The sequence below is a fragment of the Streptomyces sp. HUAS ZL42 genome, from assembly GCF_040782645.1.
Taxonomy (GTDB): domain Bacteria; phylum Actinomycetota; class Actinomycetes; order Streptomycetales; family Streptomycetaceae; genus Streptomyces.
Map to the genome: position 1 here is coordinate 7,313,691 of NZ_CP160403.1, position 18,037 is coordinate 7,331,727.

The window sequence follows — 18,037 nt, forward strand, 5'->3', positions numbered from 1 at the left end:
CGCCGGTCAAGACGGCGGCTGCTCAAGACGACCGCCGGACAAGACGGCCGCTGGCCAAGACGGCCGCCGCCTCAGACGGCGCGCAGCCGCACGGTCACCGGAGCCGGTTCCTCCGGCACCGGCAGCGACTGCACGGTCAGGGCGTCCCCGCTCTCCACGACTCCGCTGCCCGACCGGTCGAGATGGGCGTCCACCACGACCCGCCGGCCCGGCGTCCAGTCGGCCGACAGGTGGAAGGGCACGGCGAGCGTGCCCTTCCCGTCGTACGAGATGTCCTGGACCGTTGCCGCGAGCTCCTGTGACGGCGCGTCCGCGAGTGTCACGTCGAGGACCCGCACCCGGAGGACGGCCTTCGAGAAGGCGCCCAGGTCGGGAGTGAGCAGTACCCGTCCAGAAACTGTCGTCATGTTCCTCAGGAGTTGAGCACGGCGTACCGCGCCTCGATGTCGACCGGACCGCCCGTGAGGTTGCGGATCTCGATGAAGTACTTGATCAGGTTGCTTGCCTGACGGTCCACCTGGACCTTCCACTCCACCTGGGCGTTGCCGTCCACCATGGGCCACGTCGGTACGACCGTCCAGTCGACCCGCCACGCCTCCGGCCAGCTGTGGGTGAACCACCGGCGGCTGGTGTTCGCCGGTACCTGTCCGCGGAACTGCACTCCCAGAATCACGACTCTCCCCCTTCCGGGGCCTCGGGCGCGGCCCCGCCGTCCTTCAGGCTCTCCGCGGCCGGGACGCCCGTGACGCCCCCGCCGTCCTGTGCCGCGCCCAGCGGCGCGTACCCGGCACCCGCGAACTCCGGTCCGCCGATGCCGCTGCCGGTCCCGGTGACGGCCGCTCCCGCCGGCGCCCCCGGCGCCCCGCTCAGGCTCGGCGCCGGACCGGCGTCGACCGCGTCGGCCCATCCTGCGGGCGTGGACTCGCCCGGCATTCCCATCGGTTGCATGGTTCCCCCTGTCAGGTCGCGTTGGCGCCCCAGCCCAGCACGTCGTAGCGGGCCTGGACGTCGACCGGACCGCCGGTCAGATTGCGGATGTTGAGGAAGTACTTGAGCAGTCCACCTGACTGCCGGGTCACCTGGACCCACGACTCGATCTGCGCGTTCCCGTCCACCACGGGCGCCGTCGGCACGACCGTCCAGTGGACGTACCAGTGCGCCGGCCAGCTGTGCGTGAACCACCGTCCGACCTGCCCGGCAGGGACGGTCCCCGTGAACTGCACGCCCGAGAAACGGGCCGGCGACTCCAGGTTCGCGTACATCGTCCGTACGGCGAGGCAGTCGCCGGGGCTGAGCCCCTGCCGCTGGCCGATCTCGACGTTCTGCCGGGGCACGATGGTGTCCTGGCCGTTGTTCGAGAACGCCCAGCGCGGATAGTGCATGATCGAGTGGTAGTCGTACGCGCCGACGTCGTCGCCGTCGGTGATGTGCTGGTTGAAGTTGTGGGCCATTCCCTGCTGGATGTTGGCCCAGTTGACGGTGACGAACTGGTCCCGGTCCTCCCGGCTCTGCTCGTGCCACAATCCGACCGCGTGCCCGATCTCGTGGATCGCGGCGCCCAGTTCGCAGCCCGAACCCAGCGTGATCTGCTGGACGTTGCCACGCCGGCCCACTGCGGAGCTGCAGCCGCTGCCCGGGACGAACCGGATGAAGTCCGGGAACTGGGCCCGGTTCTGGGCCGTGCGCCGGACGAAGCGGATGCGGGTGTTGCGCTGCCAGTGGTCGATCGCGCCGGTGACCCGGCCCTGGTCGGGCAGGTTCGGGTCGATCTCGAACGGCACGAGGCCGTTCGGCCAGCGGAACTGCCGGCCGGGGATGATGACCCCGCTCTCCAGGAGCGCCACCACTTCCTCGGCGGCGACCTGCTTGGCCTCGATCAGGTCGAGGACGATGTCGCCCTCGAACACGGGCTGCCCGTCGACCTCGGTGTACTGGACCGCCTTCGGCCCCTTGCCCGCCAGTTGGACCAGACCCGCCTGTACCTCGGGTCCGACCTGATAGGGCCCGAACCCGAAACCGGCGGCGGCCGGCTCGGCCGTATCGGCTGCCATGGCGTCCCCCTTGTTGTTGTTCCCCCTTGAGGGGGTCAACGTCGACGACGGAGCGGTGTCCGTCAATGGAGGGCGTAAGCGGCTTTTGTCTCGTACGTCTGGTGGGTCCGGGTCGGTAGGAAAGTCGGGCCTCAGCCGGTCAGTTCGGTGACCTTGCCCCATACGCAGAGCAGCAGCAGTGCCGGCAGCGCCACGCACACGCCGGCTTGGACCAGCGAGCGTCGGCGGTCCTGGGGCGCGTACGCGTACGCCAGCGTCACCACTCCGCCCGCGAGCAGACCGCCGAGGTGCCCCTGCCACGAGGTGACGCCCGCGGAGATCAGCAGCCACAGCAGCAGACCCGCCATGAAGCGGTTGACGGCGTTCATGTCGGCGCCCAGCCGGCGGGCCATGACGTAGTAGGCGGCGCCGACGCCGAAGATCGCGCCGGACGCGCCGACGGTGGCGGTGGTGGGCGCGATGAGCATGGCCAGGACCGAACCGCCCAGTGCGGACAGCAGATACAGGGCGATGTACCGGACCCGGCCGAGCTGGGTCTCCACCACCCGCCCCAGGTTCCACAGCGCCACCATGTTCATCACGATGTGCAGGATCCCGAAGGTCCCCTCGGTGGGCGGCGAGTGCAGGAACGCCCCGGTCAGCAGCCGGTACCACTCCCCGTCGACCACGCCCGTGGGGTGGTATCCGTCCGGGTACGACGCCTGCCACTGGTACAGCGCGCCGTCCGGACCGGTGAGTGCCGCGCCCAGCATCTCCAGCCGGTCCACGATCGCCGGGCGCACCAACTCGCCCAGGTAGGCGAGGACGTTGAGGCCGATCAGCACGTACGTCACCATCGGCGTCGCCGAGACCCGGCCGCCGACGACCGTACGGGCCTGCCGTATGGACCGCGCGCCCTCCTTCACGCACTCCACGCACTGGTGACCGACGGCCGCCTCCCGCATGCAGTCCGGGCAGATGAACCGTTCGCAGCGGGTGCAGCTGACGTAGGACTCCACCCTGGGGTGGCGGTAGCAGGTGGTGACCGCTGGTTCGGAAGGCGTGGTGGACTCGGGTTCCACGACCGGCTCCTGGAGAGTGTCGATGGGCGGGGACGGGTGAGCCGGTGGGGACGGCGGCGAACAAGATAACGAATCCCGGTGCCTGTGGGAGGGTTGGGTCCATGGTTGCGATCAGTCTGAGCAAGGTTCAGGAGACCGCCCCCGCGCTGGTCAGCCTGTACAAGACCGCAGGGGTGTCCCTCACGAAGCACGGCCTGGACGGGCAGCGGGCCGCCGTGTACCTCGTGGTCGACTACTCGGGCTCCATGAAGCCGTACTACCGCGACGGCAGCGTCCAGGCGCTCGCCGACCGGGTGCTCGGGCTGTCCGCGCACTTCGACGACGACGGCACCGTGCCGGTCGTGTTCTTCTCCACGGACGTCGACGCCGTCACCGACATCGCCCTCGCGGATCATGACGGGCGGATCGAGCGGATCGTGGCCGGTCTCGGGCACATGGGCAAGACCAGCTACCACCTGGCCATGGACGCCGTCATCGACCACTACCTCGAGAGCGGGTCCACCGCTCCCGCTCTGGTGATCTTCCAGACCGACGGCGGGCCGATCAACAAGCTCGCCGCGGAACGGTACCTGTGCAAGGCGGCGCCGCTGCCGCTGTTCTGGCAGTTCGTCGGCTTCGGCGACCCGGGCAGCCGGCAGTTCGAGTTCCTGCGCAAGCTCAACGACCTCGCCGTACCGGACAGGCGGGTCGTCGACAACGCCGGGTTCTTCCACGCGGGGGCGGATCCGCGCAAGGTGTCCGACGCCGAGTTGTACGACCGCCTGGTCGGCGAGTTCCCGAAGTGGCTGGTCGCGGCGCGGGCGCTGGGGATCGTGCGGCCGTAGATCGTGTCGGCACCGTTGGCTGAGCCGTGACCGTCGTGTCACCCTGAGGGAGATCCGACGGGGAGGCGACGACTCATGGACGGCGCACGATCGGGCAACGAGGCGGTTCGCGGGGAGTCTCCCGGCAGGGGCGAGAGGCTCGCCGACTGGGCCGACGGGCGGCTGGGCATCTTCGCGCTGGCCAAGGCCAACATGCGCAAGGTGTTCCCGGACCACTGGTCGTTCATGCTGGGCGAGGTCTGCCTCTACAGCTTCCTCATCCTGATCCTCACCGGCATCTACCTCACCCTGTTCTTCGAGCCGAGCGGCGTCGAGGTCGTCTACAACGGCTCGTACGAGCCGCTCAACGGCGTCATGATGACCAGGGCCTACGAGTCCACCCTCGACATCAGCTTCGATGTGCGCGGCGGGCTGCTGATCCGGCAGATCCACCACTGGGCGGCGCTGGTCTTCGTCACCGGCATGCTCGTGCACATGATGCGGGTGTTCTTCACGGGCGCCTTCCGCAAGCCCCGCGAGATCAACTGGCTGTTCGGCTGGACCCTGCTGATGCTCGGCATCATCACCGGCCTGACCGGCTACTCGCTCCCCGACGACCTGCTCTCCGGCACCGGCATCCGCTTCGCCGACGGGGCGATCCTGTCCATCCCGATCGTCGGGACGTACCTCTCCTTCTTCCTCTTCGGCGGCGAGTTCCCCGGCCACGACATCATCCCGCGGCTCTTCCCGATCCACGTCCTGCTGCTGCCCGGGATCATGCTCGGGCTGGTCGTCGCCCACCTGATCCTGGTCTTCTACCACAAGCACACCCAGTACCCCGGGCCGGGACGGGACCAGAAGAGCGTGGTCGGCATGCCCTTCCTGCCCGTGTACATGGCGAAGGCGGGCGGCTTCTTCTTCCTGGTCTTCGGCGTGCTGACGGTGATGGGCGGCATCGCCAGCATCAACCCGGTGTGGGCCTTCGGGCCGTACCGCCCGGATCTCGTGACGACGGGCGCTCAACCCGACTGGTACCTCGGCTTCTCCGAGGGCCTGATCCGGGTGATGCCGGGATGGGAGATCAACGCCTGGGGCCACACCCTGGAACTGGGCGTCCTCATCCCCTTCTCGCTGTTCCCGCTGATCCTGCTCGCCCTCGGCCTCTATCCGTTCGTCGAGGCGTGGATCACCGGTGACAGACGTGAGCACCACATTCTCGACCGCCCGCGCAACGCGCCCGTGCGCACCGGCCTCGGCGCCGCCTGGCTGAGCCTGTACGCGGTGCTGCTGATCGGTGGCGGCAACGACATCGTGGCCACCCATCTGCACCTGTCCATCAACGCGATCACCTGGTTCGTGCGGATCGCCGTCTTCGTCGCGCCGGTGATCACCTTCTTCGTCACCAAGCGGATCTGCCTGGCACTGCAGCGCCGGGACCGGGACAAGGTGCTGCACGGCAGGGAGACCGGCACCATCAAACGGCTGCCGCACGGCGAGTACGTCGAGGTCCACGAGCCCCTCACCCAGGAGCAGCTGTTCACCCTCACCCAGCACGAACAGAACCCGCCCTACGAGATCGGGCCGCTCGTCGACGCGGGCGGTGTTCGGCGGCAGGTCAAGGTCTCCCAGCGGGTGCGGGCGCGGCTGGCCAGGGCGATGTTCGGGCCCGCCGCCCGGATCACGAAGCCCTCGGTCGAGGAGTACAAGGAGCTCACCAGCGGCGAGCACCATCACTGAAGGCGCTGAGTACGGTGGCGCGGCACTCGTCCGGGGTGCCCCACGCGGTGCGCAGGGCGCGGGCCTTGGTCAGCCACAGCGACAGGTCGTACTCCGCCGTGTAGCCGATCGCGCCGTGCAGTTGGAGCGCCGTGCGAGCCGTGGCGTACGCGGCCTCGCAGGCGCTCACCTTGGCGGCGGCCACGGCGGCCGGGTTCATCGTCAGCGCGGCACCCATGACCAGGGGGCGCGCGAACTCCAACGCGATCTTCGCGTCGGCCAGCCGGTGCTTGACGGCCTGGAACGAGCCGATGGGCACGCCGAACTGCGTGCGCTGCCCGACGTAGGAGACCGTCCGGTCCAGGAGCGCGAGGCCCACGCCGAGGGCCTGGGCGGCGGTGGCGAGACGCGCCCAGGTGAGGGCGGGGCCGAGGGGTGGGGCAGGGGTGAGGAGCTCGCCCCCTGGGGTGAGGGGGGTGAGGCGGCGGGCGGGGTCGAGGGAGGGGCGGACCGGGCCGTGGCCGGGGGCCAGGCGCAGGCCGTCGGGGCACAGGGAGAAGCGCGTCGTCGCCGCGTCGCCGTCCAGGGCGTACGACCCCTCGGGCGCGAGGGTCGCCATCGACTCGCCCGCGGCGAGGGAGGGGAGGAAGCGCTTGGCGGGGGCCGGTTCGGCCGCTGTGAGGAGAGCGGCCGCGGTGACCGTCTCCACCAGGGGACCCGGTACCGCATGCCGGCCCAGCTCGACGAACGCGACGGCGAGCTCGACGGGGCGGGGCCCCAGCCCTTCGTGTGCCTCGGGTACCGCCAGCGCGAACACGCCCGCCTCGGCGATCCGGGACCACAGCGCGCGGCCGCTCGTGTGCTCGCCGCGGCTCCACTCCCGTACGACCGAAGGCGTGTCGGAGGCCTTGAGCAGGGCGTCCAGCGAGGCCGCGAACGCGCGCTGCTCGGTGTCGAGGAGGAAGCGCATCAGCGGCGTCCCTTCGGCAGGCCGAGCAGCCGCTCGGCGATGAGGTCGCGCTGGATCTCGTTCGTGCCGGCGTAGATGGGGCCCGCGAGTGCGAAGACGTACCGCTCGGACCAGTCCGTGTCCGCCGGCTCGCCCTCCCCGCCGAGGAGATCGAGCGCCGTTTCGTGCAGCGCGATGTCGTACTCGGACCAGAAGACCTTGTTCAGGCTGGACTCCGGGCCGAGCGGGTCGCCCTCCAGGAAGCGGGAGGCGGCCGCGTACGTGAAGAGCTGGTAGGCGCGGGCGCCGATCAGCGCGTCGGCCACCCGGTCGCGGGTCGCTGCCGGGCTGCCGTGCGTCAGCCACAGATTCAGCAGCCGGTCGGCGGAGGCGAGGAATCGGCCGGGGGAGCGGAGGGTGAGACCGCGCTCGTTGGCGGCCGTCGACATCGCCACCCGCCAGCCCTGGCCCGGCTCGCCGATCACGTCCTCGTCGGGCACGAAGACGTCGTCCAGGAACAGCTCGGCGAAGGCGGGTTTCCCGTCGAGGCGCCCGATCGGGCGGACCGTGACGCCGGGGGCGCGCAGGTCGAACATGACGTACGTCAGGCCCTGGTGGGGTCTCGGGGTGTTCGGTTCGCTGCGGAACAGGCCGAACGCGCGGTCCGCGAACGCCGCGCGCGACGACCAGGTCTTCTGGCCGCCGAGCAGCCATCCGCCGTCCGTGCGCACGGCCCGGGACGTGAGGGAGGCCAGGTCGGACCCGGCCTCGGGCTCCGACCACGCCTGCGCCCAGACGACCTCGCCGCAGGCCATGGGCGGGAGGACACGGGTTCTCTGTTCTTCCGTGCCGTGGTCGAAGAGGGTCGGGGCGAGGAGGTTGATGCCGTTCTGGCCGACGCGTCCCGGAGCGCCCGCCGCGTAGTACTCCTCCTCGAAGATCAGCCACCGGAGCAGGCCGGAGTCCCTCCCGCCGTACCGCGTCGGCCAGTTCACCACCGACCAGCGGTCGGCGGCCAGTTCGGCCTCCCAGGCGCGGTGGGCGGCGAAGCCCTCCTCGGTCTCCAGGGAGGGGAGCGGCTCGGACGGCACATGGGCGCGCAGCCATGCGCGGGCCTCGCCGCGGAAGGCGTCCTCGGCGGGGGAATGGGCGAGGTCCACCGTCACTCTCCTTCCCTAACAAGTGTTTGGTAGGTTAGCGTGCTGTCATGAAGAACGTCGAGGGCCCGGCGTACGTTCCCGGGCACGGGCTGCTCAGCGGGCGCACCGCCGTCATCACCGCGGCCGCCGGTGCGGGCATCGGCGGGGCGACCGCGCGGCGCTTCCTCGAGGAGGGCGCGCGCGTGCTGATCAGCGACGCGCACGCGCGACGGCTCAAGGAGCACGAGGCCCGACTCGCCGCGGAGTTCGGGGAGGCGTCCGTGGCGGCGGTGCCGTGCGACGTGACCGACGAGGCGCAGGTGCGGACCCTCTTCGACACGGCCGTCCGGCTGCACGGACGGCTCGACGTCGTCGTCAACAACGCCGGCCTGGGCGGGACGTCCACACTCGTCGACATGACCGACGAGCAGTGGTCCCGCGTGCTGGACGTGACGCTGAGCGGCACGTTCCGGTGCACCCGGGCGGCGCTGCGTCTCATGCGCGAGACGGGTGGCGTGATCGTGAACAACGCCTCCGTGGTCGGCTGGCGCGCCCAGGCCGGGCAGGCGCACTACGCCGCCGCGAAGGCGGGCGTGATGGCGCTGACGCGGTGCGCGGCGATGGAGGCGGCCGAGTACGGCGTGCGGGTCAACGCCGTGTCGCCGAGCCTCGCGATGCATCCGCACCTGGCGAAGGTGACGACTCCGGAGCTGCTGGAGGAGCTGACCTCGCGCGAGGCCTTCGGGCGGTACGCCCAGCCCTGGGAGGTGGCCAACGTGATCGTGTTCCTGGCGTCGGGCTACTCCTCGTACCTCACGGGCGAGGTCGTCTCCGTCAGCAGCCAGCACCCCTGACGACCGGAGCAGATCACAATGGACCCGTGCCGACCAACAAGAAGCCCCAGGTGACCGCGACCGGAAAGCGCGCGGCTGCCGCCGCTCCGGCCCGCCGCCGCGAAATCCTCGACACCGCCGCCGAGGTCTTCGCCGAACAGGGCTACAACGCCACCACCGTACGCAAGATCGCTGACCACGCGGGCATGCTCGCGGGCAGCCTCTACTACCACTTCGACTCCAAGGAGTCGATGCTCGAGGAGATCCTGCGCACCTTCCTCGACGAGCTCTGGGGCGGGTACGACGCCGTTCTGGAGGCCGGGCTGGGCCCGCGCGAGACCCTCGAGGCGCTGGTCACCGAGTCGTTCCGGGAGATCGACCGGCACCGTGCCGCCGTCGCGATCTACCAGAAGGAAAGCAAGCAGCTGGTGGCGCAGGAGCGGTTCGCGTTCCTCGCCGATTCGCAGCGCAGGTTCGAGAAGGCGTGGCTGTCCACGCTGGAGCGCGGGGTCGCCGCCCGGGTCTTCCGGGCCGACCTCGACGTCCGCCTCACCTACCGGTTCGTGCGCGACACCGTGTGGGTGGCCGCGTCCTGGTACCGGCCCGGCGGACAGCACAGCCCGGAGGAGATCGCCCGGCAGTACCTGTCGATGGTGCTGGACGGGATCGCCGTACGCACATAACCCACTGGGGAGTCGCCATGGCCGAGGCCTACATCGTCGAAGCGGTTCGCACGCCCGTCGGGCGGCGCGGGGGAGGGCTGAGCGGGGTCCATCCCGCCGACCTCGGCGCGCATGTGCTGAAGGAACTCGTCTCGCGCGCGGACGTGGATCCCGCCGCCGTCGAGGACGTCGTCCTCGGCTGCCTCGACACCGTGGGACCGCAGGCCGGTGACATCGCGCGGACCTGCTGGCTGGCGGCCGGGCTGCCCGAGGAGGTGCCGGGCGTCACCGTCGACCGGCAGTGCGGGTCCTCGCAGCAGGCCGTGCACTTCGCGGCACAGGGCGTGCTGTCCGGGACACAGGACCTGGTGGTCGCCGGCGGTGTGCAGAACATGTCGCAGATACCGATCGCCTTCGCTACCCGGCAGGCCGCCGAACCCCTGGGCTTCACCGAGGGCCCCTTCGCGGGCAGCGAGGGCTGGCGGGCACGGTACGGGAACCGGCCCGTCAACCAGTTCGCCGGCGCCGAGATGATCGCCGCGAAGTGGGGGATCAGCAGGCAGGACCAGGAGGAGTTCGCGCTGCGGTCCCATCGGCGGGCGGTGCGCGCGATCGACGAGGGGCGCTTCGAGCGGGAGACCGTGGCCCACGGGGACGTGACGACCGACGAGGGGCCGCGGCGGGACACGTCCCTGGAGAAGATGGCCGCTCTGAAGCCGGTCATCGACGGCGGCACCGTCACCGCCGCGTGTTCCTCGCAGGTCTCCGACGGGGCGGCCGCGATGCTGCTCGCCTCGGAGCGGGCGGTGCGCGAACACGGGCTGACGCCCCGCGCGCGCGTCCACCACCTCTCGGTGCGCGGCGAGGACCCGATCCGCATGCTGACCGCCCCGATCCCCGCCACGGCCCACGCCCTGAAGAAGACCGGCCTGTCGATCCACGACATCGACCTCGTCGAGATCAACGAGGCCTTCGCACCCGTCGTCCTGGCCTGGCTGAAGGAGACCGGCGCCGACCCCGACAAGGTCAACGTCAACGGCGGCGCGATCGCCCTGGGCCACCCTCTGGGCGCGACCGGCGTCAAGCTGATGACGACCCTTCTGCACGAACTGGAGCGCACCGGCGGACGGTTCGGGCTCCAGACGATGTGCGAGGGCGGGGGGCAGGCGAACGTGACGATCATCGAGCGGGTCTGACGAACTCCACGGGTCCGAGGTGCGTACGGCGGTGGGCGGCCCGAAGCGGCCCGCCCGCCGCCGTGCGTGCATCGGAGGGAGCGGTGCACGGCCCGGCGATTTCCAACCTTGACGACGAGAATCAGCCCTCCCCGTCGTCGATGCAGTAGGCCACGCGGAAGCCGCCTACTCGGAGGCGGTAGAGATGGCTCGGAGCTGTCGCTGCACCTAGCCGTGAAACGGAACGCACGTTTCACGCAGTGCCCTTGCTGGCCTCGGCCTTGCTGAGGATGCCTGCGAAACCGGCACGGGCGTCGCGGATGTTCATGCGCGCATCGAAGCACCGTGCACCGACAGCCCGCCGATGATTTCCCCGGCCTCCCGCATCACCCGCTCCACCAGATCCGCACACGACGGCAGGTCCTCGATCACCCCCGCGACCTGCCCGGACGCCATCACCCCGAGGTCCGTACGGCCGTCCACCATCGCGGACTTCAGCAGCATCGGCGTGTTCGCGGCGAGCAGCACCTGGCTCCAGGACAGCTCCTTGCCGTGCTTCATCGTGAGGCCGTCGCGGATCATGCCCTGCCAGGTGAGGCCGGACAGCTTCCGCAACCCCGCCGCATGGCGCACGGCACGCAGCAGGATCCGCGTACGGCTGGAGCTCTCCAGCGACTCCACCAGGTCCGTACGCAGCATCCGGTGCGGCAGACCGTCGACCGCCCGGGTCACCGTCACGTCCTTCACCGTCGCGGCCAGGTACGCCGCCTTCACCGCGTCCGGCACCGTCGAGTCCGACGTCAGCAGGAACCGCGTGCCCATCGCGACGCCCGACGCCCCGTACGCCAGCGCCGCGACCAGGCCGCGCCCGTCGAAGAAGCCGCCCGCCGCCACCACCGGGATGTCCACCGCGTCCACCACCTGCGGCAGCAGCACCGTCGTGGCGACCTCGCCGGTGTGGCCGCCGCCCTCCCCGCCCTGCACGACCACCGCGTCCGCACCCCAGGCCGCGACCTTCTCGGCATGACGCCGCGCCCCGACGGAAGGGATGACGACCACACCGGCCTGCTTGAGCTCCGCGATCAGTTCAGCAGAGGGGGCGAGGGCGAAGGAGGCGACCCGGACCCCCTCGTCGACGATGATCCGCACCCGGTCGCCGGCGTCCATGGCGTCCGCCCGGAGATTGACCCCGAACGGCGCCGCCGTACGGGACTTGACCTCGCGTATCGCCTCGCGCAGCCGGTCGGGCGTCATGGTCGCCGAGGCCAGGATGCCCAGCGCGCCCGCGTTCGCCGCCGCCGAGACCAGGCGGGGGCCCGCCACCCATCCCATCCCGGTCTGCACGATCGGGTGACGGACCCCGACGAGCCGGGTGAGCGCGGTCTCCATCAGCCGGCGACCTCCTTGGCCCGGACGTTCTCCGGATCGAGGACCTCGCGGATCAGCCGCAGCTCGGCGTCGGTGGGCTCGCGTGTGTACGGCACGTCGGCCGGGACCGCCAGGCCGAAGCCGGTCGCCTCCCTGACCTGATCCACGGTGACCCCCGGGTGCAGCGAGGCCAGCCGCATCGAGTGGTCGGGGGTGGCGAAGTCGAGGACGCCGAGGTCGGAGACGACCCGGGGGATGCCGTGGTAGCGGGCGGTCCCGGGGTGCTGCGCCGCGCGGTCGTACCCCACTCCGCACACCATGTCGACCTTCTCCACGAAGACCCGCCGGGAGTGCCGCGGGATCCAGTAACTCGTCCGGTTGTTGAGGGTGTTGACCGGTGCTCCCCGCACTCCGAGGAGCTGCCGCCGGGGTTTCGCCCAGTCGCCGATGCAGGAGATGTTCTGGTTGCCGTACCGGTCGATCTGGCTCGCGCCCATCATCACGTGCCGTCGGCCGCCGGTGACCAGGGACAGATGCTGCCGGTACGGCAGCCAGCCCTCGACCGTCCCGTCGGCGCCGACGAGCATCGCCTCGCCGTCGGTGAGCAGCAGCTCCGGCGAGAACGTCCGCCGGGCGAGGCGGGCGCCGAGGGACGGGATCAGGCCCATGGGACTCGCCAGGATCTCGCCGTCGTCCCGCCATGCCTCGGCGCAGGCGATCACGCAGTACTCGGCGCGGGTGGGGTCCGTGGTCATCCGTGGGCCTCCTTGTGCCAGGACTGCACGGCCGAGTGGTACGCCTGCTCGTCCCCGGCGAGGAACCGTTCGGCGAACTCCGGCCAGGGCGTGGCTGCGTACCGCCGCTGGAAGGCCTCGTCCCGGCCGTAGTCGGGGGCGCAGGACGTGAAGTGCGCGCCGCTCGGGGCCTCGACCACGCCCGTCACCGTGTGCCGTTTGACGAGGAGTGTCTGGGGTGCGGCCTCCTTGGTCAGCTCGGCCGTGTCCACGATCCGCTCGCACGAGAGGTAGGCCGTGTCCGCCGCCTCGCAGAACAGGTCGTCGAAGTAGGGGTCCGGGCCCAGGTACTGTCCGTTGCCCCGCCGGTCGGCACGGCTGACGTGCACCAGGGCCGCGTCCAGGCGCAGGGCCGGCATGGCCACGAACGTCTCCCCGTCCTCGTACGGCGAAGTGACCGTCCTGAGGCCGGGGTTGACCCGCAGCACGTCCGAGCCGATCCCGGCCCGCACCGGCAGGAACGGCAGCCGGTTCGCCGCCGCGTGCAGCCCCCACATGAACATCGCCTCGTCGACCTCCGTCAGCTCGAACGCCCCACGCTCGCGTGCCGCGCGGTAGTGCGGTTCGAGCGGGACCGAGTCGAGGGTGACGAAGGCGGTGACCAGTCTGCGGATCCGGCCGGCCGCGGCGAGCATGCCCACGTCCGGGCCGCCGTAGGAGACGACCGTCAGGTCGGTGACCCGGGAGCGCAGCAGCGCCCGTACCAGGGCCATCGGTTTGCGGCGCGAGCCCCAGCCGCCGATGCCGACGGTCATGCCGCTCTCCAGGCGGGCGACGGCCTCGTCGGCGGTCATCGTCTTGTCGCTCACTCAGGCACCGTCCCTTCCGAAGGTGTCACGCACCCGGTCGGCCACCCCGCCGAGGTTGGCCTCGAAGGTGAAGCCCTGTTCGAAGCGGTAGCTGCGGCGCACGTCGACGGGGTCGATGCCGTTGAGCGCGGCCTTGGCCAGGCGCAGCAGTTCCCCGTCCTTGGCGGCTATCTCGCGGGCCAGCTCCAGCGCGGCCGCGCGCAGTTGCCCGCGCGGCACGACCCGCCACACCGAGCCGTGCGCGTGCAGTTCGGCCGCCGTGACCGTGCGGGCGGTGTAGTACAGCGTGCGCAACAGGTGCTGCGGGACCAGACGGGCCAGATGGGTGGCCGCGCCGAGGGCGCCGCGGTCCAGCTCGGGCAGGCCGAAGACGGCGTCGTCGCTCGCCACGATCGCGTCCGCGTTGCCCACGAGGCCGATGCCGCCGCCCAGGCAGAAGCCGTGCACCGCCGCCACGACCGGCACCTCGCACTCGTACACCGCCGCGAAGGCCCGCGCGCAGCCGGAGTTCGCACCGATCAGGGCCCGGTGGCCCTGCGCCTGTATCTCCTTGATGTCCACACCCGCGTTGAAGCCGCGCCCCTCGGCGGCCAGCACGACACACCGGACCTCCGGGTCACGGCCCGCCGCGCGCACGGAGTCGGCCAGGGCGGACCAGCCGTGCACCGGCAGCGCGTTCACCGGGGGGAAGTCGACCGTGACGACGGCGATTCCATTTTTTTCGGGCCCCTTTTCCGGGGACGAGGTGGAGACACCCATGGGCGCATCAGCTACCTTTCCACCAAACATTTGTTAGGTGAAGGGTAGCGGCGAATGGAGCTCAACGGGAAGGTCGCGGTCGTCACGGGCGGCACCCGGGGCGTCGGAGCCGGCATCGCGAAGGCCTTCGTCGAGGCCGGCGCCGACGTCGTCATCTGCGCCCGCAGGCCGCCCGAAGCACCCGTCAAGGGAACGGAGTTCGTGCCCCTCGACCTGCGCGACCCGGACGCCGTGCGCGCCTTCTTCGCCGCACTGCCCCGCCTCGACGTCCTGGTCAACAACGCGGGCGGCGCACCCTACCGGCGGCTCGACCGGGCCGGGCCCGACTGGCACGCACGGGTCATCGAGCTCAACCTCACCACCGCGCTGACCGCCTCGCTCGCCGCGCACGAGCATCTCCGGCGCGCCAAGGGGTCGATCGTCATGATCGGCAGCGTGAGCGGCAGCCGCCCCTCACCCGGCACCGCCGCCTACGGCGCGGCCAAGGCCGGCCTGGAGAGCCTCGCCCGCTCCATGGCCGTGGAGTGGGCGCCCGACGTCCGCGTCAACACCCTCGTCGTCGGCATGGTGCGCACCGAACTGTCCCACCTCCACTACGGCGGCGAGGACGGCATCGCGGCCGTCTCCAGGACCGTTCCGCTCGGGCGCCTGGCACAGCCGTCCGACGTCGGAGCGGCCGCCGTGTTCCTCGCGTCGGACGCGGCGGCGTACATCAGCGGCGCGAGCCTCGCCGTGCACGGCGGCGGGGAGCCGCCCGCGTTCCTGGACGCCGCAACCGCCAACAAGGAGCAGTGAGATGACCGCAATCTGCGACGGCCGGGTCGTCGTCGTCACCGGCGCGGGCCGCGGCCTCGGCCGCGCCCACGCGCTCGCCTTCGCCGCCGAGGGCGCGAAGATCGTGGTCAACGACCTCGGCGTCGGCCTCGACGGCACACCGGGACCCGGCAGCCCGGCCGACGCCGTCGCCGATGAGATCCGCGCGGCGGGGGGCGAGGCCGTCGCGCACGGCGGCGACATCGCCACGACCGAGGGTGCCGCATCGCTCGTACGCGCCGCGGTGGAGACGTACGGCCGCCTCGACACCCTCGTCAACAACGCCGGGTTCCTGCGCGACCGGATGCTGGTCAACCTCGACGAGGACGACTGGGACGCCGTGCTGCGAGTCCATCTGAAGGGCCACTTCCTGCCCCTGAAACACGCCGCCGCGTACTGGCGGGCCCAGGCCAAGGCGGGGCGGATGCCCGAGGCCCGGGTCGTCAACACCAGCAGCGGGGCGGGGCTGCTGGGCTCGGTCGGGCAGGGCAACTACAGCGCCGCGAAGGCCGGGATCGTCGGACTGACCCTCGTCGCCTCGGCCGAGCTGGCCCGCTACGGCGTCCAGGTCAACGCGATCGCACCGGCGGCACGCACCCGGATGACGGAGCGGACGTTCGCCGAGACCATGACCGCGCCTGCCACCGGCTTCGACACGTTGGCCCCGGAGAACGTCTCCCCGCTGGTCGTCTGGCTCGGTTCGGCGGCCAGCGCGGGGGTGACGGGGCGGGTCTTCGAGGCGGAGGGGGGCAGGATCACGGTCATGGAGGGCTGGCGACCCGGCCCGAGCGCGGAGAAGGGGGAGCGGTGGGAGGCGGGGGAGGTGGGGGAGGCGATACGGAAGCTGCTGGAGGGGGCGCAGGCGCCTGGGGCGGTGTACGGGGCGTAGGGAGGACCGCTTCTCAGCCGACCGCCCGGGTGGTGGGTGGGCACAGGCCGGGGGTCTGGGGGCGGAGCCCCGGGCGGCGGCAACATCGACCCCGGTGACCAGACGACCTACGTGTCGCACTCCAGCACCGTCCTGCACAGCGCACACCTCGCCCTCATCCGCCCCCGCACCGGCACCCTGATCCGCTGATGACAGGTCGGGCAGGGGAACGAAACCCGCAGCGGACCCCGGCCGTCGGGTGTGAAGGCGTACGGCATGCCCGGCGCCGTCGCCGGCGCTTGGTCCTGGGCGTGGCGGCGGTCGCGGGCGTAGCGGCGGCGGCCCGCCCAGCCCGCCGCCGTCAGCGGCGGCTGCTGCTCGTCATGCCGGGCCAGCTCCCTGCCCTTCACATACGCCGTGTACGCCTGCGGGCTGGTGAACCACGTCGACGGATCCTCGCCGAACACCAGCGACCGCTTCGCCAGCACATACCCGAACTCCTCCGGCGTCAGATAGCCCAGCTTCTGCGACGACGCCCCGTCCTCCCGGTACGCATCCAGCAGCAGCCAGCCCGCGCCCAGGTACGTCGTCGCCGTGTCCGTGAGGATCTCGTTGTCACGGGTGCTCTGGAAGGACAGGTCCATGCGGTGCAGATACACATGCATGATCTCGTGCGCCAGGGCCGCGCCGATGTCCCGCCGATGGGTGCGGAACCGGTCGTTCAGCTCCACGAAGTACTCCGGACCCGCCGCGAGTTCGATGTTCGCCGCATGCCGCATCTCGCGGAAACTCACGATCAGCCGCGCGTCGGGCAGCCGGTAGTGCCGCACCAGCTCCCGGGCCACCCGCTGCGCCCCCAGATACAGATCGTCCGTGTCGCAGAACGCGACATCGGCGGGTGCCACACTGGTGTCGAACGTCCGGACCGTGTCGTACGACAGCCGTCTGTACAGCGCCGTGATGGAAGCCCGCACCGTCTCCAGGTGTGGGTAGCCGTGCTCGACCGGTCCGTCGTTTGCCACGCCTGAACCCCCAAGACGCCCTGAACCCGATTCCACTCTACGAGGAAACCCGCAGATATTGGCGGGTCGGACTCCCGCAGGCGGACGCACTAGGGTGAACGCCCATGACCACCCGCAACACCGGTACCGGTGACGTCGACCCCGCCGTCCGCGAGGAACTCGCCCGGCTGCGCGACAGCATCGACAACATCGACGCCGCCGTCGTCCACATGCTCGCCGAACGCTTCAAGGCCACCCAGCAGGTCGGCCACCTCAAGGCCGCCCACCAGCTGCCGCCCGCCGACCCCGACCGCGAGGCCCGCCAGATCGCCCGGCTGCGCGCACTCGCCGAGAGCGCCAAGCTCGACCCCGCGTTCGCTGAGAAATTCCTGAATTTCATCATCGCCGAAGTGATCAGGCACCACGAGCGCATCGCCGACGACGCGATCAACGGCACCGCACGCCCCACGAACTGACCTCCACGGATGTCCTCCGGGGGCGTGACACGGGGCCGCGGTGGGGGCATGCTGCCCTGTGCACTGCTTGTCAGCTGACGGGTACGGCGCGTCAGCACCCGGACGTAAGCTGGTTCCCCCACCGCGGGAGGGACGTCGGGCCATGCCGTCGGATGCCAAGATCCTCATCGTCGACGACCACCAGGACACGCTGTACGCGCTCGAAAGCGCTCTGGCCCCGCTCGGCTACCGGCTCGGCCGTGCCACCAGCGGCGACGAGGCGCTCAAGCAGGTGCTGCGCGGCCGCGTCGGCCTGCTTCTGCTCGACGTGCGCATGCCCGGCGTGAGCGGACTGGACGTCGTGCGCTACATGCGCCGCGTGGAACAGACCCAGCACATACCCGTCGTCCTGCTCACCGGCTTCGGCCCCGACCACGAACTGACCTCCGCCGCCTTCGGACTCGGCGTCGCCGACCTCGTGATGAAACCCGTCGATCCCTGGGCGCTGCGCACCAAGGTCCGCTACCTCTTCGACGCCCACCAGCGCCATACGGCGCTGGAACAAGAGGTGCGGGAACTGCGAGCCCTCGTCAAGGGCGACATCGGGGCACACACCCCGCGCCGCGTCCGCCCACACCCGGAAGCGCGGGTTCCGGGACCGCGCTAGGTGTTCTGTCCGGCGGATCAAGTCGCAGAGAATCAACGGCATCTGATCAGCGCAGGTGAGGGGCCATGGAGGTGCCCCCGCGCGAGGTTGTTCGAGCGTGGGGGAGCGTCCAGC

Annotated in this window: 21 protein-coding genes and 1 pseudogene; 9 read left to right on the plus strand and 13 right to left on the minus strand. The window is 71.0% G+C overall.

Features of this window, described 5'->3' with window-relative positions; translation table 11 throughout:
* Positions 1-71: 71 nt before the first annotated feature.
* The 5 genes from ABZO29_RS33245 to ABZO29_RS33265 all read right to left on the minus strand — a co-directional run bounded on the left by ABZO29_RS33245 (position 72) and on the right by ABZO29_RS33265 (position 3,112).
* Complete coding sequence (locus ABZO29_RS33245) at positions 72-407, minus strand: YbaY family lipoprotein (RefSeq protein WP_367323880.1); 336 nt, start codon at positions 405-407, stop codon at positions 72-74.
* A gap of 5 nt (positions 408-412) precedes the next feature.
* On the minus strand, positions 413-673 hold the full coding sequence (locus ABZO29_RS33250; RefSeq protein WP_031483461.1) for a hypothetical protein: 261 nt from the start codon (positions 671-673) through the stop codon (positions 413-415).
* Positions 670-948 (minus strand): hypothetical protein, encoded by a 279-nt coding sequence (locus ABZO29_RS33255; protein WP_367323881.1) that lies wholly within the window; start codon positions 946-948, stop codon positions 670-672. The genes ABZO29_RS33250 and ABZO29_RS33255 overlap by 4 nt, the downstream gene beginning before the upstream one ends.
* An 11-nt stretch (positions 949-959) precedes the next feature.
* Positions 960-2,051: a Dot/Icm T4SS effector Zinc-dependent metalloprotease LegP gene (gene legP / locus ABZO29_RS33260; RefSeq protein ID WP_367323882.1), complete on the minus strand. Its 1,092-nt coding sequence runs from the start codon at positions 2,049-2,051 to the stop codon at positions 960-962.
* A 131-nt stretch (positions 2,052-2,182) separates the two neighbouring features.
* Positions 2,183-3,112, minus strand: coding sequence for a rhomboid family intramembrane serine protease (locus ABZO29_RS33265; RefSeq protein WP_367323883.1), 930 nt, complete (start codon positions 3,110-3,112; stop codon positions 2,183-2,185).
* A gap of 101 nt (positions 3,113-3,213) precedes the next feature.
* Between ABZO29_RS33265 and ABZO29_RS33270 the strand changes: the two genes are divergently transcribed.
* Positions 3,214-3,936 carry a VWA domain-containing protein gene (locus ABZO29_RS33270; protein WP_367323884.1) on the plus strand — a complete coding sequence of 241 codons (723 nt, stop codon included), beginning with the start codon at positions 3,214-3,216 and terminating at the stop codon, positions 3,934-3,936.
* Between the two features lie 75 nt (positions 3,937-4,011).
* Entirely contained in the window at positions 4,012-5,652 is a 1,641-nt protein-coding gene (locus ABZO29_RS33275; protein WP_367323885.1) for a cytochrome bc complex cytochrome b subunit, read from the plus strand.
* Here ABZO29_RS33275 and ABZO29_RS33280 read toward each other — a convergent pair.
* Together ABZO29_RS33280 and ABZO29_RS33285 are read right to left on the minus strand one after the other, a co-directional pair.
* Positions 5,627-6,601, minus strand: coding sequence for an acyl-CoA dehydrogenase family protein (locus ABZO29_RS33280; RefSeq protein ID WP_367323886.1), 975 nt, complete (start codon positions 6,599-6,601; stop codon positions 5,627-5,629). The two genes, ABZO29_RS33275 and ABZO29_RS33280, sit on opposite strands and share 26 nt — an antisense overlap.
* A complete protein-coding gene (locus tag ABZO29_RS33285) occupies positions 6,601-7,740 on the minus strand; it encodes an acyl-CoA dehydrogenase family protein (RefSeq protein ID WP_367323887.1) in 1,140 nt (379 codons plus the stop codon). Before ABZO29_RS33285 ends, ABZO29_RS33280 begins: the two co-directional genes overlap by 1 nt.
* 47 nt (positions 7,741-7,787) lie before the next feature.
* Here ABZO29_RS33285 and ABZO29_RS33290 point away from each other — a divergent pair, with 47 nt between their 5' ends.
* From ABZO29_RS33290 to ABZO29_RS33300, 3 genes are read left to right on the plus strand one after another with little or no spacing between them, the layout of a single operon-like run.
* Positions 7,788-8,573: an SDR family oxidoreductase gene (locus tag ABZO29_RS33290; RefSeq protein WP_367323888.1), complete on the plus strand. Its 786-nt coding sequence runs from the start codon at positions 7,788-7,790 to the stop codon at positions 8,571-8,573.
* 26 nt (positions 8,574-8,599) lie between these two features.
* Positions 8,600-9,235 carry a TetR/AcrR family transcriptional regulator gene (locus tag ABZO29_RS33295; RefSeq protein WP_367323889.1) on the plus strand — a complete coding sequence of 212 codons (636 nt, stop codon included), beginning with the start codon at positions 8,600-8,602 and terminating at the stop codon, positions 9,233-9,235.
* A gap of 17 nt (positions 9,236-9,252) precedes the next feature.
* The gene (locus ABZO29_RS33300) at positions 9,253-10,410 is read left to right on the plus strand and encodes an acetyl-CoA C-acetyltransferase (RefSeq protein WP_367323890.1); all 1,158 of its coding nucleotides are present in this window, start codon (positions 9,253-9,255) and stop codon (positions 10,408-10,410) included.
* Between the two features lie 74 nt (positions 10,411-10,484).
* On the opposite strand, the pseudogene ABZO29_RS33305 reads toward ABZO29_RS33300, so the two are convergent.
* From ABZO29_RS33305 to ABZO29_RS33325, 5 genes and pseudogenes are all read right to left on the minus strand, one after another.
* Positions 10,485-10,609: pseudogene (locus tag ABZO29_RS33305) on the minus strand (type II toxin-antitoxin system RelE/ParE family toxin); the annotation flags it as partial.
* Positions 10,610-10,713: 104 nt separating this feature from the next.
* Positions 10,714-11,778 (minus strand): NAD(P)H-dependent flavin oxidoreductase, encoded by a 1,065-nt coding sequence (locus ABZO29_RS33310; protein ID WP_367323891.1) that lies wholly within the window; start codon positions 11,776-11,778, stop codon positions 10,714-10,716.
* Positions 11,778-12,512: a CoA-transferase subunit beta gene (locus ABZO29_RS33315; protein ID WP_367323892.1), complete on the minus strand. Its 735-nt coding sequence runs from the start codon at positions 12,510-12,512 to the stop codon at positions 11,778-11,780. Before ABZO29_RS33315 ends, ABZO29_RS33310 begins: the two co-directional genes overlap by 1 nt.
* A complete protein-coding gene (locus tag ABZO29_RS33320) occupies positions 12,509-13,360 on the minus strand; it encodes a CoA transferase subunit A (protein WP_367323893.1) in 852 nt (283 codons plus the stop codon). The genes ABZO29_RS33315 and ABZO29_RS33320 overlap by 4 nt, the downstream gene beginning before the upstream one ends.
* Complete coding sequence (locus ABZO29_RS33325; protein ID WP_367323894.1) at positions 13,361-14,119, minus strand: enoyl-CoA hydratase family protein; 759 nt, start codon at positions 14,117-14,119, stop codon at positions 13,361-13,363. It abuts the gene before it with no gap.
* Positions 14,120-14,173: 54 nt separating this feature from the next.
* Between ABZO29_RS33325 and ABZO29_RS33330 the strand changes: the two genes are divergently transcribed.
* Positions 14,174-14,914 carry an SDR family oxidoreductase gene (locus ABZO29_RS33330; protein ID WP_367323895.1) on the plus strand — a complete coding sequence of 247 codons (741 nt, stop codon included), beginning with the start codon at positions 14,174-14,176 and terminating at the stop codon, positions 14,912-14,914.
* A gap of 1 nt (position 14,915) precedes the next feature.
* Positions 14,916-15,821: an SDR family oxidoreductase gene (locus ABZO29_RS33335; RefSeq protein ID WP_367323896.1), complete on the plus strand. Its 906-nt coding sequence runs from the start codon at positions 14,916-14,918 to the stop codon at positions 15,819-15,821.
* 107 nt (positions 15,822-15,928) lie between these two features.
* Here ABZO29_RS33335 and ABZO29_RS33340 read toward each other — a convergent pair whose 3' ends face one another.
* Positions 15,929-16,822 carry a hypothetical protein gene (locus ABZO29_RS33340; protein WP_367323897.1) on the minus strand — a complete coding sequence of 298 codons (894 nt, stop codon included), beginning with the start codon at positions 16,820-16,822 and terminating at the stop codon, positions 15,929-15,931.
* A gap of 104 nt (positions 16,823-16,926) precedes the next feature.
* Between ABZO29_RS33340 and ABZO29_RS33345 the strand changes: the two genes are divergently transcribed.
* Positions 16,927-17,277: a chorismate mutase gene (locus ABZO29_RS33345; protein WP_367323898.1), complete on the plus strand. Its 351-nt coding sequence runs from the start codon at positions 16,927-16,929 to the stop codon at positions 17,275-17,277.
* A 142-nt stretch (positions 17,278-17,419) separates the two neighbouring features.
* The gene (locus ABZO29_RS33350) at positions 17,420-17,923 is read left to right on the plus strand and encodes a two-component system response regulator (RefSeq protein ID WP_367323899.1); all 504 of its coding nucleotides are present in this window, start codon (positions 17,420-17,422) and stop codon (positions 17,921-17,923) included.
* Positions 17,924-18,037: the final 114 nt, after the last annotated feature.